This window comes from Halomicrobium mukohataei DSM 12286, assembly GCF_000023965.1.
Taxonomy (GTDB): domain Archaea; phylum Halobacteriota; class Halobacteria; order Halobacteriales; family Haloarculaceae; genus Halomicrobium; species Halomicrobium mukohataei.
In genome coordinates, this window is record NC_013202.1 from 1,289,497 (window position 1) to 1,312,798 (window position 23,302).

The following is a 23,302-nucleotide window of genomic DNA, read 5'->3' on the forward strand; positions in this document are numbered from 1 at the left end:
GGGAACTCATTCCAGTAGCGACGCGACGAGGTCGTCCGCCGTCCGCCCCTCCCGCTCGGCCCGGAAGTCCACGACGATCCGATGGCGGAGCACGGGTGCGGCCAGTGCCTCGATGTCCTCGCCCGCGACGTGTGAGCGGCCGTGCAGGAACGCCCGCGCCTTCGCCGTCTGTACGAGCGCCATGCTCGCTCGCGGGCTGGCCCCGAACTCGATGTCGTCGGCCTCGCGGGTCCGGCGGACGAGCTGGACCGCTCGGTCGCGCAGGTCGTCGGCGATGGGCATCTCGCGGACCAGCTGCTGGACCGCTCGAATCTCCGTGCGGGTCAGCGAGCGCTCGACGGGCACCTGCTCCGCCCCGGCGGTGTTCATGTCGACGATCGTGCGCTCCTCGTCGTAGTCTGGGTAGTCGACCAGCAGCTTCAGCATGAAGCGGTCGGTCTGGGCCTCCGGGAGCGCGTAGGTCCCAGACTGGTCGATGGGGTTCTGGGTCGCGAGGATGAAAAACGGGCGCGGCAGTTCGTGGGTCTCGCCCGCGGCGGTCACCTGCTTCTCCTGCATCGCTTCCAGCAGGGCGGCCTGTGTCTTCGGCGTCGCCCGGTTGATCTCGTCGGCCAGCACGACGTTGGCGAACACCGGCCCCTTCTCGAAGACGAACTCGCGTCCGCTGTCGGTCTCGCGGATGATCTCGGTCCCCGTGATGTCGGACGGCATCAGGTCGGGGGTGTTCTGAATCCGGGAGAACTGGAGGTCGGTCACCGCCGCGACCGTCCGGACCATCGTCGTCTTTCCCAGCCCGGGGTTCGATTCGAGCAGGGCGTTGCCGTCGGCCAGGATACAGACGAGCAGTTGCTCCAGTACCTCCTCCTGTCCGACGATTCGCGTGCCGATCTGTTCACGTGCGTCCGCGATCTTCCGCTGTAGCGCGTCGATGTCTTGCTCTGATCTCATTGGTCGGTGTCTCCGTCGTCAGCGTCTCGTTCTCTGATTCTGAGATTGTACTCGCGGACGAGGGCCGCGTCCTCGATCTCTTCCTGGCCGGCGAACCCGGCCTGCCGGCTGTCGACCGTGCCGCTTGCGCTCCCCGGTCCGTCGGTGTCCGAGGACGGGAACTCCTGGCTTCGATCCACCTCCTGGTCGCCGCCAGTCGAGTCGATCTCGGCGGTGAGGTTCTCCTCGCCCGCCTGGACGTCCTCGCTGTCGCCGAGTATGGCGTCACCGTCTTCGAGCCCCCCGTACTCGTCGGGTCCGTCGTCCGTCGATTCCGTCTCGACCGGGTCGCGGTCGAGCAGACTGACGTCGACGACGGCCACCTGCACTGTCGCCAGACTCACCAGGAGCACGACGACGAGCGTCCCGGCCAGCCGCCGGCTATCGACCAGTGCAGTGCTGGAACTCTGTTTCAGACCCGCAAGCACATCCTCGTAGAGCCGGGCCGCCATCCGCGTCTCGGCCCCGTCTTCGACGGCGTCTCGGGCCGTACGGAGCGCGTCGGTGACGTTCGCGTTGGCCGCCTCGAACTGCTCGACGAGAGGCTGGCGGACCCGGTACAGGTACTCGCCGAGGAGCCAGCCCCCTCCGAGAGCGATGCCGACGACCGCGCCCGCGGGGAGCGAGAGCGCCGGTATCGACCGGCCGACGGCGGCTCCGATCGGCTCCGTCATCGCCGCCGGAACCGACACCCGTGTCGGGAGTCCGGCCGGCGAGAGGGCAGTCAGGACGACGTTCGCCAGGAGAGCGACCAGCACCGCGTCGACGACGGCGTAGACGAACGCGGCCTTCTTGCCCTCGTATCTGACCTCGGCGATGGCTGCGGCCATGCGCTCGCGTGCTCGTTCCCGTTCTTCTGTGGGCGGTTGGCCGCTCCGTTCGCCGGTGTCGGTGTCGAGTCCGTCCATCAGTAGTCCTCGCAGGTGGTTTTGTCCTGATTGTCCGGCTGGTCACAGAGCGTCTCGATGTCGTCTCGCAGCTCTCGGTTTCGGTTTTCGAGCTCCGCGACCTCGGTTTCGAGCGTCGTTATCTGTGACTCCAGGTCCTCGATCTCCGCTTGCAGGTCCGACACTTGGTCTTCGAGTTCGTCGCGCTCGTCGGCCAGCTCCTCGTTTTCCGTCTCCAGATCCTCGACCGTCGATTCGAGTTCGTCGACTTCCGTCTGGAGAGAGTCCCGCTTGTTCCGGAGGTAGCCAACTGTCCCCTCCAGCTCTTCGACGCGGTCCTCGCTCTCGCGCAGCGACTGCCTGGTCTCTGCCAGCTGGCTTTCCGTGGCGTTCAACTGCGCTTCGGTCCGGTTCAGGTTCGTCGCGACCTGATCGACGTCTTTCGATCGCGTCTCCAGTCGCGCTTCGAGTTCGTCGACGCGGGCCTGGGTGGAGTCGAGTTCACCGCTGGTGTCGTCCAGGTTCTCACGGAGTTCGGCGTTTTCCTGTCTGAGTTCCTGATTCTGCGATCGCAGTTCGCTCGCGGAGTCCTGGTACAGCACCGTCGTCGCGCCGGTGCCGACCATCGAGAGGACGACGAGCGCCACGAGCCCGAGGTTGAGACGGCGGCCGATTGCGCTCACGGGAGACCACTCTCCAGGGTGGTGCGACCGCGGTACACTTGAACGCGCCGGGCGACGACCTCGGCGGTGAACACCAGGAGCGCGCCGAGCAGGGCGACCCACTCCCAGTTCTCCCGGACGGTGCGGACGCGGGTGGACTTCTGTCGGGCCTGTCTGGCTATCTGTTCGCCCTCGTCCGGGCTGAACGTCTGGCCCCCCGTCCGTTCGACGAGCGCGTCGAGGCTGTCGCTCGGGCCGAAGGACGCGTACTCGACGGGGTAGTTGGCCGCGTACTCGGTGTCGAGCACCGTCTGGTACCCCGCGTTCCGGGGCGTGAACTCGCCGCGATACCGACCATCGCCCACCTGACGGACGGACACGTTCGCCGCGTCCGGGCGGCTGTCGCCCCGGTAGGTCAGTGTCGTCGGCCGCCCCACGCGGGCGTCGTCGACCGACGTGACGCCGGTCTGCGTACGCGTGGGATCGCCCACGGCGTAGTTGACCGACTTCGTGACGACCAGCGAGTCCGGCCGGTCGAGCAGACCGCCCATCGTGTTGTCCGAGTCGTAGGCGGTCAGAGAGACCACGCGGCCGAGACCGAACCGCCAGGAGGCGATCGCCGGCTTCCCGTCGGCGGTAGCGACCTGGTAGTCGGCCCCGGGCTTGACGCGGACGTTGTTGGCTCGACCGGGATCGGCCGTCAGCTCGACGCCGGCAGTGATGAACGTGTCCTCGGTGACGACGGTGAGGTTCTCTCCCCGGTAGCGCCGCGAGGAGCCGCCAAAGAGGAGTCGCAGCCGCTCGGTCTCGTCGGCGGCGAAGTACGAGCCCCCCGACTCGCCGGCAATCTGGCGCATCGTCGGGACGCCGACGCGCTTGCCGACCCCGACCGAGACGACGCGCGTCCCTTCGCGGCCCAGCTGGTTTGCGACGGCCGCTGGCGGGCCCAGGCGGTCCTGGCCGTCACTGAGGAGGATGATCGTCCCTTCGCGGTCGCCCAGCAGCTCGTCGGCCCCCTGGAGGCCGACGGCGATGTCCGTCGCGCCGCCGCTCTCCAGTTGCCGTATCTTCTCGGCGGTCTCCGCCCGGTTCTGGCCGAGCGTTCGCAGCTCCGAGACGCGGTACGCGTTGTGGTTGAATGCGACGACGCCGACCCGGTTCTCGTCGCCGAGCTGATCGAGCACGTCCAGGGCGACGGCCTTCTGTATCGAGAGCCCGCTCTCGGCGCTACTGGATACGTCGACGAGGACGACGATGTTCGACTCGCCGCCGGTCGCGTTCCCGACCTGGACCGGGAGCATCGAGCCGATCGGCGACGTCTCGTAGCCGCCGTTCTCGTAGGCGTTGTCACCGCCTGCGACGACCAGCCCGCCGCCGTTGACGACGAACTCCTGGAGCGCGGTGGCGTTCCCCACGTCGCTCGCCGACGTGTCCTGCACGACGACGGCGGCGTAGTCGTCGAGCGCCGACGGAACCGACGCTGCCGTCGTGACGTCGTACAGCGAGTCGAGGTAGTTCCGGAGGGGGTACTCGCCCCGTGAGACGTACAGCACGTCGGGCTGTTCGACGACCCGGACGCTCCTGTAGAACACGTCGTTTCGGGCGTACTCGTCCTCGCCAGACAGCGTCGCGGTCACGCGGTGTGCCCCCAGCTCCTCGAACGTGTGATCGACGGTGAGCGTTCCGTCCGGTCGAAGCTCGCCCTCAGTGACCGTCTCGCCGTCGATCGTCACCGTCACGGGCACGGGTTCGAAGACGCTCACACCCCGCATCGAGACGGTGTATTTGGTCTGGACGCCGCGGCTCACCGTCGAGGGCCCAGCTATCGCCACGGCTCGCTCGGTGCGTGGCGACCGAGGCGTGACGCCGTGGACGGTCGCGTCGAGCGCGTCGGCGTCGGCGGCGGCTGTCGACAGGCTCCGGCCCGCCGTGGCGCGACCGTCGGAAACGACGGCGATCGTGCCGTTCTCCCGGAGGTTCGCCGCCACGGCGTCACCGATCCGCGACTCGGACTCGCTGCCGACCGTCACTCGCGTCACCGGGACGCCCTCGTCTTCGATGTCCCGTACCAGTTCGTCGGTCGTGTTCGGATAGATCCCCATGCTCGCGGATTCGTCTGTCAGCAGCGTCACGCCCGGCTCGCCCGGCGTCTCGCGGGTCTGGACGGTGTACGGTCCCATCGCCCCGAGGACGAGCAGGCAGACGACGAGTACGCGACTGGCCAGCAGGAGCCGACGGCTCCGGTTGGAGGCCGATCGGGGCCCGCCGCTCCCACGCCGGACCAGAGACGCGAGGACGCCGACCGCGATCGGCAGGACGAGCAGCGGCCAGAGGTGTTCGACGCCGACGGTGAGTCCGTCCGCGATGGTGGCGGAGACTCTCATCAGAGATCACCCCGTCGGCGAAGATAGCCGATCTCGGCCAGCACGAGCACCAGCCCGCCCAGTGCGAAGTACTCGGTCAACGGCTGTGGCACCGACCGCCGTTCGGTCCGGGTGAGGTTCCCGGCCGTCCCGGTGCGCCGATCGAGCGCTTCGATGGCGGTGTTCGACTCGCTCTCGTCCAGCAGCGACGCGCTCTCCTGCCGGCTCTCGCTCCGATAGTGGCCGGCTCGCTGGAGCGAGACTGCGTTGCCGGTGACGGAGCCGTCCGGCCCCTCCACGGTGGTGTTTCCGAACCGCACCGTCTCGCCGGTCTCGTGGTTCAGGGCCGGCAGCGGTTCCCTGTCCGCGAGGTAGTACACTGCCCGCTTCCAGAACACGGGATACTGATAGTTGAACTTGAAGCTGGACCGATCCTCGATGTAGCCGTAGTACATGACGCGGCCACCGTCTCGGTCGTCGGTCGCGATCAGTGGCGTCCCGTCGCTCAACCCCACCTGGACCGAGCCCGAGCGCAGCGAGCCCGCAACGTACTCCTGTGGGGGCTGGAAGTCGATGCCGCGGGTGAGCTGTGTCTGTGCCGTCCGTGTCACTGTCGCGCCCGTTCGGGTCTCGCCGGGGTCGACGAGGAGGAGGTCCCGGTACCGCTGTGGGAGATCGTCCTGTGCCAGCACCGCCACGCCGCCACCGTCTTCGACCAGTTCGCGCCCGGTTTCGACGTTGCCGGGCAACAGCGCGTTCGGGTCGACGTTGCTGTACAGGATGACGTCGTACTCGGCCTGGATCGTCGTCGGCGGCTGCCTGACCGTCACGTTCACCGCGTCGACCACCGACAGCGCGGTGGTGAGATACCGGTTCCGGTCGTTGGTCACCACCAGTACGTCGACGGCCGCGTCCGGCGGCGCGGCGACGTAGACGCTGTCGTCCGTCGGGAAGCTGTCGCCCGGACCGAGCCGGGCCTCGCTCCCGCCGGCCGGGACCGGCATCGTCACCGAGCCGACGTCGTCGGGTCCGAGCTGCAGGTCGCGCTGGGCGTCGCCGAGCCGGACGGTCCGCGTGACGGTCGAGTCGCCGTAGTTTTTCACCGACAGCGTCACCTCCGAGCCGGTGAACCGGCGGTCGACGAAGCCGACGTTCCCCCCGCCGCCGCGGTCGAACTGCCGGAGGTCGACGGAGAGGCCCCGTCCCCGCGCCGTCGTGACTGCGGTCGTCCACTCCTCGCCCGAGAAGTCGCTCAGAACGACGATCCTGCCGTTCTCACCGGCGAGCGACGCGGCCTGTGAGACAGCGCCGCCGAGCGTCCCCGGTGCATCTGTCGGGTCGAGCCCCGCCAGCGTCTCCCGAGCCGTCGTCGGCGTGCCCCGCTGGAGCAGCACCTCACCCCCGTCGGTCGTGGTAACGACAGAGGTCGACCCCGTCACCGCCCCTCGGGCGGCCGCGACGGCCCGCTGGAAGCGTGTCTCGCCGTCGGCCTCGGTCTGCATGGACGCGCTCGTATCGACGACGACGACCGTCTCTTCGACCGTCGCCCGCTCGGAGACGGTGACGTACGGCGTCGCCAGTCCGACCGCGAGCACGAGCACGACGAGCACCTGCAACACCAGGAGGAGACTCCGTGAAATCCGTTCGAGAAACGGCGTCGACGACTGCTGGCGTTCACCGGCGACGAGAAACCGGAACGTCGGCAGCGTGAGCTCCTGTGGGTCCGGGCGAACGAGATACAACACCACGATCGGCACTGCCAGGAGGAGGGCCGCCAGTCCCAGAGGGGCGAGCAAAACGTCCGAGAGGACCATTGTCGGTGTGTCGGACGGGGGGCAGCATTTATTTTATGCATTCAGTGACAGAACTCTGTGAGCGACGCCGTCACTCGACGGTGGCGAAGGCTCTCACGAAGCGACGGTCGACGGTATCAGTCGACCGGACGACGGCGGTCCCCGTCTCGACACCGAAGTGTGGCACCGGCACTCACGACTCACAATCTATCCACGATGACTGTGTTTAGCGCGGCTATAGAGTCGTCTCGTTTCGTTACTGCTCGTCAAGCATCCGGATGCCGCGCTCTACGACCGCCTCGGTCACGAAGAGACTCGTCTCACGCTGGAGTCTTCGCATGAGTGACGCCGCTTGGCTCCTGTCCAGTAATCCGCGGCCGTATCCCAGTGCGACGACTCCGATGGAACCGTGGACTTCGACGCCCGCGTCGGAAGCAGCCTCCCGAGCAGCGAAGTCGTCCGTCAGAAGCACCACTTCACACTCTTGTGCGACTGCTAACGCCGCACGTTCTCCTGCATCCAGCTCTTCGGATGTGACTCTCGTCTCGTCTGCTTCGACGAGTTCGTACGAGAATTCGGATACTCCCTCGGGAACGCCACCCGTCTCGACTTCCTCGTAGACCGTCTCCGGAATCAGGAGCCTATCGAACGCTGACAGTAGGTCGAGTGAGTCGATTTCGGCGAGGTGAATGAGTGGCCCGGCATCCGAGACGGCCGCGAGCGTCACGCGTTCAGGCCCCAGTCGACGTCTTCCTCGACGACCTCACGCTCCCGTTCGGCACGCTCGACCCTCGTCCGACCGACGCGTTCGATGGTTTCCTCGCGGTTGAGCTCTCCGTCGAAGTACTGTGCGAGTGCGAGATCCTCCCACAGATCTTCGAGACCGCGTTCGAGCGCGCGCTCGAAAACCTCGGACTCGGGAAGGCCCCGAGCCTCGGCGATTTCGCGAACGCGGTCGGAAAGTCCAGCAGCCATACCGCATGTTTGCTCCGCGCCCTCCTTAAATCCGCGTTTGCTTGCCCGTCGAGGTAGTGTTCAGATACGCTGATTCCATGCAAAGCTGAACGATCTGAGTCAGCCGTCAGCTGTGTCTGGATCGACAGCGGCGTACAGCCAATACTGCTCGTCATCGATTTGGATCACAGCGGACGATTGTGCACACGAACGACGGCCCGCTTCACACGCCGGAGAACAGAGCTCAAACGCGTCGAACGCACCGTCGATCCATCGAGAGACAAGTCTGGCTGATACCGTCGTGAATCACAGGGACTGGCAGTCAGTCATAGGATTTTCCGCTCGCCGCCCGACCAGCAACTGTAAAAAAGGAGTCGATTCGCTTCTTCCGGTGGAAATGTTACCTTCTCACTACTCTACTCGTTCCCACGGCCCCCACTGGGAGCTACCGGGTTCGTCACCCTGAGTCCACCAGTTGGCTTCCCACGTTTCGCCGTCATAGCTCACCTGATCTCCACTTGTGTAGGCCGTACTCGAATTCCACTTGGGCACGTCCGGCTGATCGGGTGTGTCGGGCTGATCTGGCGTGTCAGTTGGCGTGTCGGGCTGATCTGGCGTGTCATCGCCTGAGACCTGCTCCCAGGGACCCCACTCGGAGGAACCGGGTTCGTCACCCTGCGTCCACCAGTTGGCCTCCCACGTTTTGCCGTTGTAGGTCACCTGGTCGCCGCTCGTGTACGTGGCTCCGGAGTCCCACGCGGGCACGTCCGGCTGATCTGGCGTGTCGGGCTGATCTGGCGTGTCAGTTGGCGTGTCGGGCTGATCTGGCGTGTCAGTTGGCGTGTCGGGCTGATCTGGCGTGTCAGTTGGCGTGTCGGGCTGATCTGGCGTATCATCGTTGCCATCATCAGCGCCGGCAATGTCAACATAGGAGCACGAATAGAACGCTTCTGGCGAATCGGATCGCTGCCAGACCATGTAGATGACGTGTTCCTTGTTATCGCGGTCGGGGACGTCCACACCACTGATCTCCGTCGTTTCAGTGGGACTCATTGGACCCGTTTCGTGGATCTGTTCTAGGTCGTCCCACGCAAGCGCGGTGTCTGGATTCCATCCATCCTTGGTCATGTAGAACCTGAAGTACTCGGCTTCGTGTGGCGCGGTCAGATCGAGAGTAAACGTCTGCGTACCGGGCTCGATCGTCGTCGAAGGCCAGTCTCCAGGCTCATCGTACGGAGCGTATCTTTCGCTTCCGGCACTACAGAGTTCACCGTCATCGATGTTCTCCTGGTGATCGCCGCCCGCATCACCGTCGCGAATTCCCTGCCAGTTGTAGATTGCCTGTCCGCTCTGCTCGCGTGCAAACTCACACATCTCGTTTGTCTCTCCCTCATTCTTGACCTCCTCGTAACAGGCCAACCCCTGGCCAATTGGATCCGACGGTGCTCCATGGGCGGCGGCCGTCTGTACCGCAACGAGGCCGAGAACCGTCAAAAAGAGGATCAGTACCCCCGTCTTTGCGACACGTGACTTGGTGACACGTGGTAGGCTACTCCCCGCAACTCGTTTGTGTATTACCGGATCTTCCCCCATTGTTGATCCATTCTTCGTTGCGTTAGGACTATATATATAATTTTCGTCAAGGACCTAAAACAAAGATGGGCTATTCGTTTCAAATTTTGCTCAATAGTGTGTCACTATCGGTCGTATGGCCCCACCCTCGGCGTTTTGTCGGGTCCCACGTCGCGTGGGTGGCAAACCCCGTCCCCTCTGAGTCTCCGCTGACTTTTCGCCAGACCCGTTCTCTAGGTCGTTTGGCGTTCTCTGTCCGAACGTTGCGACGAGCTATCGTCGCTGGTTGTTACGACCTCTCTCAGAGGGTAGCAGACGCGATTCTCTGACGTTCACGTCTTTCTCGAAATGTGTGGACGGAAAGCTGGCCTCGGCACTCATAGGGTTCGTCACTGCGCGGTGGTCATCCACACTCGGAACCGCAATCGCTCGTCATCGGCCACTCGATCGTAGTGAGTCCCCGACAAAGACGGTTGCTCATCGCGGACGGGCCGACGGGTAGTGTTCAGATAAGCGACTGCGATTGCTGAGCTGCAGACACCGAAAGCCCTCGGCCCGCTAGCTCGATCTGTGGCGGATATTCTCCCTTCGGTCGAATAGTGCCGCCGCAGATCGAGCTACCGAGCCTCGCCCTTCCATCCGCCAGGTTTCGGCTGGCACACAGTCTGAACCCTGGTGGATGAAAGGGCGAGTGCAGTTGCGGGAACCCCGACGAAGTCTGCTCACGGGCGCAAAGCGCCCGTTCGCACGGCCAGAGGGACTCGGAGAGTCCCTCTCGGCAAGCACGCGAAGCGCGCGCAGCGAGTTCTTCGCGAACGAAGTGAGCGAAGGCCAGCGAGAGCCTGTGGCTCTCGCGAGGCGCGGGACCGCAACTGCACGAGGGCTTTCGGTGCTTCAGACTACCTGCCCCGATCTCTTATCTGAACACCACCGGCCGACGGGGGAGAAAGCCCATACCCCCGGCGCTCCCAGTGTGGTATATGAGCGAGCGCACCGACGACCTGACGATCGAGGAGGAGGCGGTCGACGAGGTCGGTGTGGGCGAGACGGACGCGTCGGTCGACGGCACAGACGAGGCCGGCGGACTCGACGGCGGCTTCGACACGGAGACCGACTTCGGGACCGAGAGCGCTGAGACCGAAGTGGCCGAACCGGCCACGGACACGGGTGGGCTCCGCGGTCGCGCCGCCGACGCCTTCTCGGTCACGTCTTTCGCCCTCCAGCTCGTGGGCGCACTCGTGGGGACGTTCGTGGTCGGCGGGGCGCTCCCGCTGGGACCCCTGAGCGGCGTCGTCGGCGTCCTGGCGGTGCTGTTCGTACTGGGCGTGGTCTCGACCGAGGCACGGTACGCTGAGGCGGGCGCTGCCGGGGTACTGGTCGGCGTCCTGACGACCGTGCTGGGATCGATCACGCTCTCGGTCGTCTCCGGCGGACTCGTGCCGGTCGCGGGCGGCGTCGCCGGAGGGCTGGCCGCGCTGGTGGGCCACTACGCCGGCCGTGATCTCCGCGAGGGGCTGACGCGGGACCTCTAGTCGGCGAGTTGCCAGCCGTCGGCGTGGCGCTCGACGATGCCCTCCTCGGCGAGCCACGCCAGCGCGTCCTCGACGAGTTCCGGTGGGGCCTCGACCTCGCTGCTGATTCGCTCGACCGACTGGACACCGTTTGCGAGCGCACTGACGATCTCGGCGGAGAGGCGGCCGTCTTCCCGGCCGTCGTCGATGCGCTCGCTGATGCGCTCTCGGAGGTCGGTCACCTGTCCCTGGACCCAGCGCTGGGCCAGCGACAGCTCGTTTTCGAGCTGTTCGAGCCGCTCCAGGTCGCTGGCGAGTGACTGTAAGTCGTCGCCGTCGTCGTCGCCCACGTCGATGGTGAGGTGTCGACAGGAGCTCATGTCGAAGCCTCTGCGGGCCGGATACGCGCTCTTGGTCCCGAACTCGTAGGGCGAGACCCGGACTTCCAGCCGGAGGTTGCGGGCGATCGAGAAGTACTTGCGCCGCTGGTCGTCGGTCCGGCTCTCGATGAGCCCCGCGTCTTCGAGCTTCTGAAGGTGGTCGATGACGGCTTTCGGGCTGACGCCGATGTACTCGCTGATCTCGGTCACGTAGCAGGGTTTGTGTGCTAACAGGCGCAAGATGCGACGACGGTTCGCGTTCCCGAGGAGATCGAGCAGCTCGGCGGAGTCCATTCACCCCGGGGTAGGCTACCAGTGGGGAAAAGGGTGTCCCCTCGCCCGATGGGGATTACGGACCCTTTCCGGGAGCGTCGTCCGGCGGTTCTCCCGAGGAGCCGCCCCCGGACGGACCGTCGTCAGGTGGTCCATTCTCGGACGATCCGCCGCCGGAGTCGTCGCTGGGGCCGTCGCCGCTCGCCGACTCGCCGTCGCCCCGGTTCGAGTCGTCGCTCGTGCTCTGATCGGTGTCGTCCGTCGATCCCGCGTCGGACTCGGACGCTGTGGACTGGTCTGTCGTTTCGGAGCCGCCGTCCGCCGTCCCACCGTCGGACCCGTTTTGCACATCCCCGCGCCCAGGGTCTGTCGTCCCACCCCTGTCAGCGCCGTCGTTTCCCGTCCCGATCCCGTCTGGCGGTCCACCGCCGGGCCGGTCTCTCTCGGACGCCGGTCCGTCGCCCGCGGTCCCGTTAGCGGGCCCTCGATCGCCGGCTTCCGGCCCGCGCGTCGCGTTGGCGGCCGGTCCTCGCGTCGCGTTGTCGTCCGACGGCGGACCAGCCTCGTCTGGCGGTCCCTGTCCGTCGCCGATCGAGTCCGGTGGCCCGGCGCTTGCCGGTGGCCCCTGTCCGGTCGCGACACCGCGGGAGACGCCCGGTACGCCGCCCGTCGTGACGTTCCGGGCCTGTCCTCGGAGCCGTTCGATCCCCGCCGGGTCGACGCCCGCGACACGTGCTGCGGTCGCGGTGTCGTCGATGCTGTGCCGGAGCGCGTTGATCTCACCCGCGAGTCGGCTGGTCCGGACCAGATACTCGGTTTCGTCGATCGAGCGGTTCTCGTAGCGCTCTGTGAGCGTCCGGTTGCGCTCCTGGAGGCGCTGGAGTCGCCGCTCGATCTCGCTCGTCCTGTCGGTCGCCAGCCGCGCCTGCTCGGACTCGTTTGCCCGTTCGAAGCCGGCGGCCCACATCCCCGACTCGACCGTGTCGTTGGTCTCGGCGGCGCTGGCCTGCATGAAGGCCGTCAGCTGTGCCCCCATGTCCGCCTCGGTCCCGTTCTCGGCTGTCTCGTTGGTGGCCTGCGCGTTCGCCCCGCTCGCCGGAAGCGCCGCCACGCCGACGGCGACGACCGCGAGGACGACGACGAATGTGGCCTGCCGACTGTTCATGTCCACCTGCATGTGGTCGGGAGTGCATAAAAAACGATACTCACTGTTCGCACTGTTCAGCGCGCGCAGGCGTCGGCTATGAACCGTTTACGCTGCTGTTTGAACGCCGCTGCGGCGTCGAGAGCGTTCATTCGGCCCCGTCGAGCGGTGCGACCCGCTATCGCCGCCCGATCGAGCGCGCGAGGGCGGTCTGGCGGACGACGCGGCCAGCGGCGTGGTTGCCCGTCGTGATACCGTTCACGGCGAGGGTTTATATCATGGTATCACATACCACGAAACGTACTGTATGTTCGAACGATTCTCGCGTGGCTACTATCTGGGGCGACTGTACGTCGAGCCCAGTGCGGACGACTCGCCGGCCATGTGCCGCGAGCAACACGAGCGGGTCAACCGACAGCTGTACACCGACGGCGAGGGCATAGAGCGGACAGACCGTCCGCTCGTCGTCAAGCTCGGCACCCGTCACCTCGCGGTCGAGGGCGACGAGACGGTGCCCGCCGACACGCTCGCCGTGCCGGAAGACGTGCTCGCCGAGGTCGACGTGGCAAACCCACCGACGCTCCAGGAGGTCCTGCTCGCGAAGGCCGACCGGGCTCGACAGCTCCTCTCGATGACCGGGACCGCGTTCTGAGCGTTGGACGCGGTGTGAACGTTTATACGTCAGGCCGTTCCGGTCTCAGTCGATGCTCGAAGAGCTGTTCGGCCGGCGATCGCTGAAAGGGCGCATCGAGGAGCTAGAGGAGGAGAAACGCCACCTCCAGCGCCAGCTCGACGCCGAGCAGGACCGCCGTGCAGACGCCGTCAGCGACCGCCAGGACGCCGAGGAGCGGGTCAACCGGCTCGAAGACCGCGTGACCGAGCTCGAAGACCGCGTCCAGCGCCAGCAAGGGAAATCCGGACGCGGCGAGTTCCGCCGTGAGGAGACGCTCTCGGGCGAGCGACTGGACGACGTCCTCGATCGGCTCGACTCCGTCGAGACCGGTCCGGAGGGGGCACTGACCGCCTACGTCGCCGACGAACACGACCTCCCGGCCGCCGTCCGGGACGCGGTCGGCGACGACGCCCCGCTCGTCCGACGGGCTGCTCCCTGCCTGCTCGTCGTCGACGACGCTGGTCTCGTCGGGACGACCCTCTCGACGCCCGTCTCGCCCGAACCGTTCGCCGAGTGGCGCGACGGGTTCGCGATCGATCACACGTGGTTCGAGCCGACGGGCGAGTACGCGGTCGCGCTCGTGCGCTCCGACCTGTTCGCGCTCGGCGAGTACGAGGGTCGGGATCGGACCGCCTTCCACGGCTTCGACTCCGAACTCAAGAGCCAGCACTCGAAGGGGGGCTTCTCGCAGGCGCGCTTCGAACGCCTCCGGGACGCCCAGATCGACTCCCACGTCGACCGCTGTCTGGCCGCCATCGAGGAGCGCGACGCCGAGCGCCTCTACGTCGTCGGCGAGCGCAGCCTGCTCCCGAAGTTCGCCGACCGAGCCGACGCGACCCAGCCCGTCGACGCGACCGGCGAGCCCGAGGCAGCGCTCGCAGACGCCGTCCACGAGTTCTGGCGCGTCCGGTTGCGGGTGCTGTGACCGTCGGCCGCCGGGCGAGGTTTTACTCGGTGGGCGTGCGAGGAACGACCTATGGACATCGCACTGCTCGCTCACGGACAGTTCCCCGGCCGGGCGAAGACGGCCGTGGGCGTGTTGCGCTACGGCGATCAGAACGTGCGGGCGGTGATCGACCGCGACACCGCTGGCGACCGCGTGAACGACCACGTGGCGGAGGTGCAGGACGCGCCGATCGTCGAGAGCATGGACGACGTGCCGGCGGTCGACGCGCTGGTGATCGGGATCGCACCGATCGGCGGCGGGTTCGTCGAGTCGTGGCGGCCGGACGTTCGGACGGCGATCGAACGCGGCTGTGACGTGATCGCCGGGCTCCACACCTTTCTGGCCGACGACCCGGAGTTTTCGACGCTGGCCGAACAGCACGACTGCGAACTCCGGGATCTGCGCGACCCGCCCGAGGACCTCTCCGTCGCCGACGGGACCGCCGGAGCGGTCGACGCCGACGTGGTCCTGACCGTCGGCACCGACTGCTCGTCGGGGAAGATGACCGCCAGCTACGAGCTTCGCGACGCCGCCAGGGCACGGGGGATCGACGCCGCAGTCGTCCCGACAGGACAGACCGGCGTCCTGATCGAAGGGTGGGGGATCGTCGTCGACCGAGTGATCGCCGACTTCGCCGCCGGTGCCGTCGAACGACTCGTCGAAACGGCGGCCGAGGACCACGACCTGTTGATCGTCGAGGGACAGGGGGCACTGGCACACCCAGCGTACTCGGGCGTGACGACGAGCATCCTCCACGGCGCGCGACCGGACCGGCTCGTGCTCTGTCACGTCGCGGGGCGGACCGCGGTCAACGGGTACGAGGACACCGCGATTCCGCCGGTCGCGGAGTACGCCAGCCTCTACGAGTCGGTCGCTGCCCCGGTCGCGGACGCGCCCGTCGTCGCCGGCACGCTCAACACGCAGTCGTTGCAGCCCGAGGCCGCCGATCGTGCGGTCTCGACGTACGCCGACGAGCTGGGCGTTCCCGCGACGGATCCGGTCCGGTTCGGCGTCGACGATGACCTCCTGGCGGTGGTGACGTGAGATTCTCGTTCCAGCGCCACGAGCTGCCGACGGACGATCCGTTCGGGATCGCGCGTGGCACCACGACGACCGCAGCCGTCGTGACGGTCGAAATAACACACGAAGGCACTACCGGCGTTGGCGGCGCAGCGCCCAGCGAGTACTACGGCGAGACGGCGGCATCGGTCCGTGACGCCCTCGAAGCCCTCCGGCCGGTCGTCGAAGCGTGGGACGATCCCCACGCGGGCCAGCGGGTGGCGAACGCGCTCGCGACACGGCTTCCCGACGCCGCTGCTGCCCGGGCGGCCGTCTCGACGGCGCTCGCGGACCTGGCGGCGCGGGACCTCGGCGTCCCCTGCTATCGGCAGTGGGGGCTCGATCCGGCGGCGGCCCCCCGAACCTCGTACACGGTCGCCATCGCCGACCCCGAGACGATGGCCGAGCGAGCCGAGCGCGCGGTAGCGGCCGGCTACGACACGCTGAAAGTGAAAGTCGGGACCGACGACGATCGGAGTCGCATTCGAGCGGTCCGGCGCGGCGCGCCCGACGCGACGCTGCGGGTCGACGCCAACTGCGCGTGGAGCCCCGCGGAAGCCATCGAGCAGGCCGGCTGGCTGGCCGAGCGTGACGTGCAGTTCCTCGAACAACCGGTAGCGGCCGACGATCTGGACGGACTGGAACGGGTCGCCAGCGCCACGTCGCTGCCGATCTGTGCCGACGAGAGCTGTGTCGCCGCCCCGGACGTGCCACGCGTGGCCGACGCCTGCGACCTCGTGACGGTGAAACTGATGAAGTGTGGCGGCGTCCGTCCCGCAGTCGAACAGATCCACGCCGCGCACGCACACGGGCTCGACGTGATGCTCGGCTGTATGCTCGAATCGAACGCGTCGATCGCGCCGGCCTGGCACCTCGCGCCGCTCGTCGAGTACGCCGACCTCGACGGGGCGGCTCTCCTGTCGAGAGACCCGTACGCCGGCGTTTCCCTCGACGGCAGACGGGCAGACCTCGGGAGTATCACGCGGGGGACGGGCGCTCGCCGGTGCTGATACCGTCGGCTGGGCCGTCCGTCAGAAAGACGCCGTCTGCCGAGGGCGGACAGTCGCTCGTACGACCGGCTGTACATCTGTCACGGATTTTGCCACCCCGGGGTGGCGAAGATCTGCACGAAGGGACAGCCGGCAGCATCACAGCCAGTCGGCGAACGTGTCGTGCTCGCGGCTCAGCTCGTAGTAGTCGCGCTGGGCCTCACAGATCGCGTCGGGCAGGTCGTGCTCCGAGAGGTACTCGCCGACCCGATCGAGCTTCCACCGGCTCGGAGTCGTCCCGAGTGTCCGTCGCCGCTCGATCGGTGCCAGCATCTCGTCGATCTGACTCTCGGGAACGTCCTGGCTCGCCAGTCCCCGCCGGGCGTACTCGAACACCTCGTCGTAAATCGCGTCGTGGTCGGTCGTGCGCTGGCCGTCGGCGGTCACCCAGGCCAGGTCGGCGCCTGGCCCCTCGCGGGCGGCGCTGTAGAAGCTCGCCTCTGCGTCCTGCCAGGGGAGTTCCGCGAGCGGATGATCGGCGACGACCAGCCCGCGGAGCAGGCCGGCCGTCAGCACCTGGACGGCGATCGTGTCCGCGACCGTCGGCTGGGTGGGGATCGGCCGATACTCGATGCGCAGGGACCGCTCGTCACCGGCTCCGTCGACGGGATCGCCCCCGATCACGCAGCGCAGCCACCGCCAGTAGGTCCCCCGCTTGTGGTCGAACTCCCAGTAGGTGTCGTGGAGTCCGCTCCGAGAGCCCTCCTCGATCCACTCCCGGAGGAACGGGGCAAACAGGTCGTCCTCGACGACGCGGTCGACGACCTCGGTCGTCGTCTCGATGTCGCTGGGGACCCGTACCTTGGGGTTCTCGCTGGTGTTGACCGACTGCTCGAAGGCGGCGATCCGCAGCTCGTGGTGGGTGTCTTCCAGCAGCGCCCGCGGGTCCTCGACCGCGTCGTACATGTCCGCCGGCAGGAGCGGCGAGTTCGCCGTCAGCGCGACCATCGGCCCCAGCGTCCGGATCGCCGCGTTGTAGTAGGCCGGAAACGCGTCGCTGTCGGGGATCTGGAGGTGTGGCTGGACCGAGGAGGTCAGGGACTCGAAGAGGATCGTCGGGAACGAGTGACTCGCGCCGGGCACCGAGAAGTCGATCTCGCCGCCGGCATGAGCCAGCGCCTCGTTGTCCAGCGCCACGTAGCGGGGATCCTGTCGCATGTTCCGGGCGAAGACGATCCCGTCGCGTTCCTCGACGTCCGAGAGGTACGACACGCTCCCCTCCGCTGGCGGGATCGTCCACATCGCGTCGAGGACGAGCGTCCGGTTCTCCTGACGGGCCGCGTCGAGGGCCTTCTTGATGCGCATCTCGATCGAGGTCGTCTGGACCGCCAGCCCGGTCGGGCCGAGCACGTCGGGATCGGTGTTGATCTCCGCGTTGTGGACGCCCAGCTCCTTGGCCGCAGCGGTCCCGAAGATCGACTCCGGGAGCTCGGCGAGTCGCCCCTCCCAGTCGTCGGGGTCCATGTACGGCTCCTCGCCCTGCCCGTCGGTGTCGTCCGGCTCCAGCGGCGCGTCCTCGTCCCGATCGCCGGCTGGCTCCAGCGAACCGAGGCCGCCGCTCCCCCCGCTCAGGTCGTCGTCCAGCGCCGCCTCGCTCGACCGAGCCGACGCCTCCGGGTCGTCCGCGGCGGGCTCTGGCTCGGCGTCGATCGCGTACACCTCGACTTCGAGTCCGACCGCGAAGTCCTCGTTGTCGAACGCGCCCGCCTCGATCGCGTCGCGTAGCTGGTCGGCCTGCTCGGCGATCCGTTCACGAAACTCCGCGTCGCTCTCCCCCGACAGCGACCGTCTCACCAGGTCGACCACGTCGTCCATGGCAGTGGTATGCGCGACCGGGGGAATTAGTGTTGTGCCTCTTGGGTCAGAGTGCCGAGACATCGGCCTCGCGGCCGCGAGCGACTCGCCGAACTCGCGTCTGCGCGATCCGTGCTCGCCCCGGCCGGCCCCGCGCTACTCGAACAGCTCCTCGTGGCGGGCCGCGAGGTTGGCGTAGTCGCCCGACGAGAAGGCTTCGAACACGGCTTCGGGGTCGATGGTCGTCTCGGACAGCGGCGTCACGGAGGCGGGGCTCCCACGGACGAACGAGTCCGGGGGGACGTCGTATCCCGGCGGCACGACCGTCCCCATCGCGACGATGGAACCGGAGCCGATCGTCGCCTCGCTGACCGTCGAGTTGAATCCGACGAGCGCGCCGTCCTCAACGGTCGCGTCGTTGAGCACGGCCCCGTGTCCGACCATCACGTTCTCGCCGACCGTCGAGGCGTGTAGCGTGGCGTTGTCGCCGATGGCGCTCTCTCGTCCCACCTCGACCGGTGCCACGTCTCCCCGGAGGACGACGCCGGGCCAGACGTTCGCGTTGGCCTCGATCCGCACGTCGCCGACGACGGTCGCGTCGCGGCTGACGTGTGCGTAGCCGTTGATCGTCGGCGTCTCCCCTTCGAACGAGTACTCGCGACTGTCCATACACAGTGTAGGGAGGCGGTCGGCAAAAAGTGTCGGTCGAACTATACGGCGGTGTTCAGATATGGCTGAAAAGTGAAGCGGTACGTTTTCAAAGTGATCTATGCCGGCGCTCACCGGTCAGTCCAGACGACGGCGGAGTCTGGTCCCCAGTGACGCGTTCCCGCCCTCGCGGACCCTGACGGTCCGGAACCCGACGACGCGACTCACCACGAGCGTCGTGACGCCCACCAGCACGGCGTTGACCGCGGCGAGTGCGAGCAGCGGGTGTCGCTCGTGGAGTGTGGCGACGACCGGGGCGGGCAGCACGTGGAGATAGCGATACTCCGTCACCGACAGGACCGTCTGCTCGCCCGGTTCGGGTGCGGTCGCCGACACCGACAGCGTCGCGGCCTGTCCGGGCCCTACGGTCAGTTGCTCGTCGAGGACGCTGGTGCCGGCACTCTCTCCCTCGAACACGAGCACGATCGGGACCAGTCCGTAGTTGTCGACACCGATCTCCCAGGTGGCGTCGTCGCCGGGGACGATGTCTGGGCTCTGGGCGACGGTGTCGCCGTCGACGACCAGCTCCTGCGTTCCGCCGCCCGCGAGCATGGCGGCGTTGGCCGGGACCAGCACTGCGAGCACCAGCAGTATCGTCGCCGTTCGCGCGTCGAGCAGTCCGGGGCGGTCGCGCGAACGATCGGTGCTGCGCTTTCGTTCGTCGTCGACCACGAGCGTGAGGGCAAACAGTACGAACCCCACGGCAAAGAGGAGGACACCCGAGCCCTGCCGGTCCAGCGAATCGCCGAAGCCGACGAGCTCGGCGAAGCCGGACTGCAGCGCGAGAATGCCGTCCTGGACCGCACCGACTCCGACGCCGAGCGCCGGGATGACGACGACCGTGCCGTCGATCTGGAGCGCGTGGGCGACGATCTGATCGTCGGTCACCGGCGGCTCGGGACCGTCCTGGTCGGTAAAGGGGTTGGCGTCGCCCTTCGTGATGTATCCCTCGTCGGTCTCGCCGACGACGCGGTGGGTGGTCAGCCCACCGCCCTGGAGCTCTCTGGCCTCGTAGACGATCACGTCACCTTCGTCGACGCTTCCGGCGAGGATCGACGGCACCGCGACGAAGCCGTCGCCGGTGTCGATCGTCGGTTCCATGCTCCCCGTCTCGACGTACGAAAACAGGATCGGCTGGCCGAGGATCGCCCCGAGTACCAGCGCCGCGACGGCGACGATCGCGGCCACTTCGAGCGCGGTCCCGACGGTCGCGCGAACTGACACGGGGCGACGTAGACGCCCGAGCGACAAAAGCGTTCTCGGCCGTCAGATCGGTGTTTCCTCGCCCGGCAACTGGGCCCCGACTTCGACGGTCGTGTACGTCGCGATGAACCCCAGCGCGTAGCCCAGCAGGTGAACGTAGACGTTGACCACGGTTGCTCCCGTCGCTGCCGTCGGCGGGAAGGCGACGAAGAAAAACGAGACGAAGACGACGCCGGAAAAGCCCAGTAGCTCGGCGTTGCCCGGCCGATAGGAGATCCCGCGGAGCTTCCGGACGACATCCGTCACACGATCCGGGGCCGAGAGCCAGTACAGCAGCGCCGCCAGGATCGCGGTCAAGATCAGTCCGGCAGTGCCCAGCCACACCGTCGCCCGATCTCGCTGGACCGACTGGACGCTCAGCCCCGCGACGAGTGCGATACCCAGGAAGAAGAGGGTCGGTGCGACCGTCTCACTGGGTCCCACGTCGGCGTGGACTTCGAGGTGGTCTGCCAGTGCCAGCGGGAGGTAGCCGACGAAGGCCATCGTCACTCCGGAGAAACCGGTGCCGGCGGCCGGACGAACGACCGCCAGATTGAGGTACGACAGCAAGACCGGGAACACCAGGACGAACGTGAAGAAAGCCGCGAAAAAGCGGCTCCGACGCCCGCTCGCGACGCTCAGCAGGTACGCCACCGGGACGACGAGGAAGTATCCTACGACGTTGACCGCGAGATGGGTCGTGGTGAGGTGGACGAACGGCGCAGTCGCCGCCGTCAGTAACGTCGGTTCCGTGTACTCGAAGACCAGTGACTGCCGCGTCGACAGCGGCAGGAGAAAGATCAGGCCCAGCACTATCGGAACTGAAAACAGGACCGCGATGTCGGTCGGGTGGAAGCCACTCCAGCGTGGCGAGATCCGGCCAGAACTCTCGACGGTGTTCCGATTGCTCATAACGAGCTCGATCGGAGATGCGCCCGTCTCACGCTTGAGCGTTCTCGCCAAAATATCAGAGCTGAAAATTGGATTCGGTCCCAGAGTCGCCTAGTGCTCGTCGTCCGTCTCGACGCGGAGGGTCGCGATCGCCTCGACGGCGTCGGCTTCGAGCACCAGCCGGACGGCGAGGGAACCACCGGCCGGGATTGCGTGGGGCGACGTGTCGTCGTCGGGGAAGTCGGTCACGTCGTCGCCGTCGATGTGCTCGATCGTCACGCCGTCCGTGACCGGCGCTCCCTCTTCGTCGAGGGCGACGATCCGTACGCTTGCCGCGCTCGATCCGGCGTTTCTGACGGTGAACGCGGGGTCGAGCGTCACGGTCTCGTCGTCGGCCACGTCGTAGCCCAGTATCGTCCTCCCGTCCTCGGTCTCGCCGACCGAGGCGGACTCGCCGCCGAGGAGTTCGAGCGTCGCCGGGCTCTCGTCGGCGAGGACGGCGACGAAGTCGTGCTCGTCGGACCGCCACAGGACGAACGCGAGGAGACCCGCGGCCAGCACCACCAGTCCGCCCAGGAGCACCGGCGCGAAGCCACCGAGCTCCAGTGGCGACTGACTCTGCTCGCCGACCGTGACCGTCACGGACTCGTTGTGGCCCTGAATCTCGTACGATCCCGGCTCGTCGAAGCTAACGGTGCCGCTGACGGTCGTCCGTTCGCCCGGTTCGAGCGTCACCGTCTCGGACGCGATGACGCCGCCACCGCCGCGAATCTCGACCGCCCTCGTCGCGGTGTCCGCCCCGCGGTTCTCGACGGTCGCCGTCACCGTGATCGTCTCCCCGACGGTCGGCGACTCGGGGTCGGTCGTCAGGCCGACCACTTCGATCCCCGCCGTCGACGCGTTCGTCGGCTGGCCGCCGCCACCGACCTCGGTCCGGGTCGGCGTGGGCGTCGCGGTTCCGGGAGTGGTGGTGCCGTCGCCCGTCGATTCCGTCGGCGTCGCGGTGTCGTCGGTCGTGTCACCGCCACCCGTGCCGCCGCCGGTCGTGCCGCTGCCCGTAGTGTCGGTCGGCGTCGGGGTATCCGTCGGCGTCGCGGTCGAGGCTGGCGGTCCGCCGGTGCCTCCACCGCCAGTGCCTCCGCCGCCAGTGCCTCCACCGCCCGTTCCACCGCCGCCGGTCCCGCCTTCGCTGGTCTCGTCGGGAATCTCGGCGCGGAGCGTGATCGACTCCATGACGACGCCGGGCGTTCCGCTCTCGACGGCGAACCCGATCCGAACGGATTCGCCGTCGGTGAGCGTCACCGGATCGGTCTCGTCTTCGACGGACGTGCCGGTGTCCATCCGGTAGAAATTGACGGCAGAACGGTCGTCTTCGATCCAGACGCTGGCCTCTGCCAGATCGGTGCCGAGGACGAACACGTCGTCGACGACGGTTCGCGAGTCCGGATTCAGGTTCGAGATCTCGACGCGAAGCTGCCCGTCCGGTCCGATCTCGGCGTACTGCTCCCCGTTGGCCGTGTCGGCGGGATCGAGATAGACGCCACGGACGGCCTCGTCACCCGTCGCGAACGCACCAGTAGTCGTGGCGATGGCGAAAGCGCCGGCTACCAGGAGTGCGAGGAACAGCGACCGGTGAGTGTCCATCTCGTTACCTTACCATTCGTCTAGCTCGTTTTGCCGTCGGCTGGGTAGTCGCTACGGCCGCGTCGTCTGTCTGGCGGGAGACCGAGATCAGTTCTCGTTGGCGACGATCACGAGCGATCCGTTTCCGTCGGTGCTGGGGGAGTCCGGCACTTCTTTGCCGGCCTTGACCGTCGCTTTGAGGTCGAGCGAGCCTCCGCTGCTGCCCGAGGATCCACCGGTCAGCGGGTTCTGTGTGCCATCGAGGTCGAACGTCACGATCGCGTCGAGATCGCCGCCGGTACCGATACCGATCGTCGCGCTGTCACCGGCGGAACCGCCCGAGGGCCCGTTCAGCTGGATGTCCACGTCGGTCGCGGAGTTGTTCGTGATCGTGACGACGGAGTCGATGATCGTCGTCGCGTCGTCGTTCAGCCCCTCTGCACCGCCACCACTACTCGCACCGAGTGCCTCACCGATGTTGATGGTCAGCGTGTCGCCGGTGGTGTCGTTCGTGACGTAGGTGCCGTCTCCTGCGAGACCGATCAGACCGGACGCGTCACCGGTGGTGGTGACGTCGACCGTTCGGTCCGCTTCGACCGTCGTCAGGGCACCGCTGCCCAGGACTGCGCCGCTTCCAACTGCCGCTGTGCCAATGCCGATGAGTAGGTTCCGTCGATTCATAGTTCACGACCACCCACCAAGGTGGTTATCGTAACATGTTCACCCACTCATAAATAGCTTGCGCGTCTTTCGCTTCCTGAAGTCGAGATATCCAGCGTTTCATACCGTCT

At 67.2% G+C, this 23,302-nt stretch carries 21 protein-coding genes and 1 pseudogene; 5 read left to right on the top strand and 17 right to left on the bottom strand.

The genetic code is table 11. From position 1 onward, the window contains the following. Positions 1 to 6: 6 nt before the first annotated feature. From HMUK_RS06505 to HMUK_RS06540, 9 genes and pseudogenes are all read right to left on the bottom strand, one after another. Entirely contained in the window at positions 7 to 948 is a 942-nt protein-coding gene (locus HMUK_RS06505; RefSeq protein ID WP_015762332.1) for an AAA family ATPase, read from the bottom strand. Beyond that, entirely contained in the window at positions 945 to 1,895 is a 951-nt protein-coding gene (locus HMUK_RS06510; RefSeq protein WP_015762333.1) for a DUF7502 family protein, read from the bottom strand. Before HMUK_RS06510 ends, HMUK_RS06505 begins: the two co-directional genes overlap by 4 nt. Further along, positions 1,895 to 2,557 (bottom strand): coiled-coil domain-containing protein, encoded by a 663-nt coding sequence (locus tag HMUK_RS06515; RefSeq protein ID WP_015762334.1) that lies wholly within the window; start codon positions 2,555 to 2,557, stop codon positions 1,895 to 1,897. The genes HMUK_RS06510 and HMUK_RS06515 overlap by 1 nt, the downstream gene beginning before the upstream one ends. Next, entirely contained in the window at positions 2,554 to 4,920 is a 2,367-nt protein-coding gene (locus HMUK_RS06520) for a vWA domain-containing protein (RefSeq protein WP_015762335.1), read from the bottom strand. Before HMUK_RS06520 ends, HMUK_RS06515 begins: the two co-directional genes overlap by 4 nt. Then, the gene (locus tag HMUK_RS06525; protein ID WP_015762336.1) at positions 4,920 to 6,713 is read right to left on the bottom strand and encodes a BatA domain-containing protein; all 1,794 of its coding nucleotides are present in this window, start codon (positions 6,711 to 6,713) and stop codon (positions 4,920 to 4,922) included. The genes HMUK_RS06520 and HMUK_RS06525 overlap by 1 nt, the downstream gene beginning before the upstream one ends. Positions 6,714 to 6,948: 235 nt before the next feature. Next, positions 6,949 to 7,419 carry a hypothetical protein gene (locus HMUK_RS06530; protein ID WP_015762337.1) on the bottom strand — a complete coding sequence of 157 codons (471 nt, stop codon included), beginning with the start codon at positions 7,417 to 7,419 and terminating at the stop codon, positions 6,949 to 6,951. Continuing rightward, positions 7,416 to 7,667, bottom strand: a complete 252-nt coding sequence (locus tag HMUK_RS06535) for a hypothetical protein (RefSeq protein ID WP_015762338.1) — start codon at positions 7,665 to 7,667, stop codon at positions 7,416 to 7,418. Before HMUK_RS06535 ends, HMUK_RS06530 begins: the two co-directional genes overlap by 4 nt. Positions 7,668 to 7,778: 111 nt before the next feature. Continuing rightward, positions 7,779 to 7,871, bottom strand: a pseudogene (locus HMUK_RS18135) (IS6 family transposase); the annotation flags it as partial. Between the two features lie 186 nt (positions 7,872 to 8,057). Next, a complete protein-coding gene (locus tag HMUK_RS06540; protein ID WP_015762339.1) occupies positions 8,058 to 9,239 on the bottom strand; it encodes a lytic polysaccharide monooxygenase in 1,182 nt (393 codons plus the stop codon). Between the two features lie 959 nt (positions 9,240 to 10,198). Between HMUK_RS06540 and HMUK_RS06545 the strand changes: the two genes are divergently transcribed. Next, positions 10,199 to 10,750: a hypothetical protein gene (locus tag HMUK_RS06545; RefSeq protein WP_015762340.1), complete on the top strand. Its 552-nt coding sequence runs from the start codon at positions 10,199 to 10,201 to the stop codon at positions 10,748 to 10,750. Here HMUK_RS06545 and HMUK_RS06550 read toward each other — a convergent pair. Then, positions 10,747 to 11,403, bottom strand: a complete 657-nt coding sequence (locus HMUK_RS06550) for an ArsR/SmtB family transcription factor (RefSeq protein WP_015762341.1) — start codon at positions 11,401 to 11,403, stop codon at positions 10,747 to 10,749. The genes HMUK_RS06545 and HMUK_RS06550 overlap by 4 nt on opposite strands. Before the next feature lie 55 nt (positions 11,404 to 11,458). Then, positions 11,459 to 12,547, bottom strand: a complete 1,089-nt coding sequence (locus tag HMUK_RS06555; RefSeq protein WP_015762342.1) for a hypothetical protein — start codon at positions 12,545 to 12,547, stop codon at positions 11,459 to 11,461. Positions 12,548 to 12,833: 286 nt separating this feature from the next. On the opposite strand from HMUK_RS06555, the gene HMUK_RS06560 reads away from it, so the two are divergent. From HMUK_RS06560 to HMUK_RS06575, 4 genes are read left to right on the top strand one after another with little or no spacing between them, the layout of a single operon-like run. Continuing rightward, positions 12,834 to 13,178 carry a DUF5802 family protein gene (locus HMUK_RS06560; protein ID WP_015762343.1) on the top strand — a complete coding sequence of 115 codons (345 nt, stop codon included), beginning with the start codon at positions 12,834 to 12,836 and terminating at the stop codon, positions 13,176 to 13,178. Between the two features lie 52 nt (positions 13,179 to 13,230). Further along, entirely contained in the window at positions 13,231 to 14,124 is an 894-nt protein-coding gene (locus tag HMUK_RS06565) for a Vms1/Ankzf1 family peptidyl-tRNA hydrolase (RefSeq protein ID WP_015762344.1), read from the top strand. Between the two features lie 51 nt (positions 14,125 to 14,175). Beyond that, positions 14,176 to 15,189 (top strand): DUF1611 domain-containing protein, encoded by a 1,014-nt coding sequence (locus HMUK_RS06570; protein WP_015762345.1) that lies wholly within the window; start codon positions 14,176 to 14,178, stop codon positions 15,187 to 15,189. Next, on the top strand, positions 15,186 to 16,214 hold the full coding sequence (locus HMUK_RS06575) for a dipeptide epimerase (RefSeq protein ID WP_015762346.1): 1,029 nt from the start codon (positions 15,186 to 15,188) through the stop codon (positions 16,212 to 16,214). The genes HMUK_RS06570 and HMUK_RS06575 overlap by 4 nt, the downstream gene beginning before the upstream one ends. A gap of 138 nt (positions 16,215 to 16,352) precedes the next feature. On the opposite strand, the gene HMUK_RS06580 is transcribed toward HMUK_RS06575, so the two are convergent. The 6 genes from HMUK_RS06580 to HMUK_RS06605 all read right to left on the bottom strand — a co-directional run bounded on the left by HMUK_RS06580 (position 16,353) and on the right by HMUK_RS06605 (position 23,192). Further along, complete coding sequence (locus HMUK_RS06580) at positions 16,353 to 18,068, bottom strand: hypothetical protein (RefSeq protein ID WP_015762347.1); 1,716 nt, start codon at positions 18,066 to 18,068, stop codon at positions 16,353 to 16,355. Positions 18,069 to 18,203: 135 nt separating this feature from the next. Beyond that, on the bottom strand, positions 18,204 to 18,716 hold the full coding sequence (locus HMUK_RS06585) for a gamma carbonic anhydrase family protein (protein ID WP_015762348.1): 513 nt from the start codon (positions 18,714 to 18,716) through the stop codon (positions 18,204 to 18,206). 117 nt (positions 18,717 to 18,833) lie between these two features. Beyond that, complete coding sequence (locus HMUK_RS06590) at positions 18,834 to 19,979, bottom strand: signal peptidase I (RefSeq protein WP_015762349.1); 1,146 nt, start codon at positions 19,977 to 19,979, stop codon at positions 18,834 to 18,836. A 42-nt stretch (positions 19,980 to 20,021) separates the two neighbouring features. Beyond that, the gene (locus HMUK_RS06595; protein ID WP_015762350.1) at positions 20,022 to 20,909 is read right to left on the bottom strand and encodes a hypothetical protein; all 888 of its coding nucleotides are present in this window, start codon (positions 20,907 to 20,909) and stop codon (positions 20,022 to 20,024) included. 90 nt (positions 20,910 to 20,999) lie between these two features. Continuing rightward, the gene (locus tag HMUK_RS17745; protein WP_015762351.1) at positions 21,000 to 22,532 is read right to left on the bottom strand and encodes a CARDB domain-containing protein; all 1,533 of its coding nucleotides are present in this window, start codon (positions 22,530 to 22,532) and stop codon (positions 21,000 to 21,002) included. An 87-nt stretch (positions 22,533 to 22,619) separates the two neighbouring features. Next, a complete protein-coding gene (locus HMUK_RS06605; protein WP_015762352.1) occupies positions 22,620 to 23,192 on the bottom strand; it encodes a hypothetical protein in 573 nt (190 codons plus the stop codon). Positions 23,193 to 23,302: the final 110 nt, after the last annotated feature.

Excerpts from the sequence above, each read along its gene's own strand:
- HMUK_RS06585 (WP_015762348.1), bottom strand. The coding sequence starts at position 18,716 with ATGGACAGTCGCGAGTACTCGTTCGAAGGGGAGACGCCGACGATCAAC.
- HMUK_RS06525 (WP_015762336.1), bottom strand. The coding sequence starts at position 6,713 with ATGGTCCTCTCGGACGTTTTGCTCGCCCCTCTGGGACTGGCGGCCCTC.
- HMUK_RS06595 (WP_015762350.1), bottom strand. The coding sequence starts at position 20,909 with ATGAGCAATCGGAACACCGTCGAGAGTTCTGGCCGGATCTCGCCACGC.
- HMUK_RS06520 (WP_015762335.1), bottom strand. The coding sequence starts at position 4,920 with ATGAGAGTCTCCGCCACCATCGCGGACGGACTCACCGTCGGCGTCGAA.
- HMUK_RS06540 (WP_015762339.1), bottom strand. The coding sequence starts at position 9,239 with ATGGGGGAAGATCCGGTAATACACAAACGAGTTGCGGGGAGTAGCCTA.
- HMUK_RS17745 (WP_015762351.1), bottom strand. The coding sequence starts at position 22,532 with ATGGACACTCACCGGTCGCTGTTCCTCGCACTCCTGGTAGCCGGCGCT.
- HMUK_RS06560 (WP_015762343.1), top strand. The coding sequence starts at position 12,834 with ATGTTCGAACGATTCTCGCGTGGCTACTATCTGGGGCGACTGTACGTC.
- HMUK_RS06550 (WP_015762341.1), bottom strand. The coding sequence starts at position 11,403 with ATGGACTCCGCCGAGCTGCTCGATCTCCTCGGGAACGCGAACCGTCGT.
- HMUK_RS06505 (WP_015762332.1), bottom strand. The coding sequence starts at position 948 with ATGAGATCAGAGCAAGACATCGACGCGCTACAGCGGAAGATCGCGGAC.
- HMUK_RS06510 (WP_015762333.1), bottom strand. The coding sequence starts at position 1,895 with ATGGACGGACTCGACACCGACACCGGCGAACGGAGCGGCCAACCGCCC.
- HMUK_RS06555 (WP_015762342.1), bottom strand. The coding sequence starts at position 12,547 with ATGAACAGTCGGCAGGCCACATTCGTCGTCGTCCTCGCGGTCGTCGCC.
- HMUK_RS06565 (WP_015762344.1), top strand. The coding sequence starts at position 13,231 with ATGCTCGAAGAGCTGTTCGGCCGGCGATCGCTGAAAGGGCGCATCGAG.
- HMUK_RS06570 (WP_015762345.1), top strand. The coding sequence starts at position 14,176 with ATGGACATCGCACTGCTCGCTCACGGACAGTTCCCCGGCCGGGCGAAG.
- HMUK_RS06580 (WP_015762347.1), bottom strand. The coding sequence starts at position 18,068 with ATGGACGACGTGGTCGACCTGGTGAGACGGTCGCTGTCGGGGGAGAGC.
- HMUK_RS06545 (WP_015762340.1), top strand. The coding sequence starts at position 10,199 with ATGAGCGAGCGCACCGACGACCTGACGATCGAGGAGGAGGCGGTCGAC.
- HMUK_RS06535 (WP_015762338.1), bottom strand. The coding sequence starts at position 7,667 with ATGGCTGCTGGACTTTCCGACCGCGTTCGCGAAATCGCCGAGGCTCGG.
- HMUK_RS06605 (WP_015762352.1), bottom strand. The coding sequence starts at position 23,192 with ATGAATCGACGGAACCTACTCATCGGCATTGGCACAGCGGCAGTTGGA.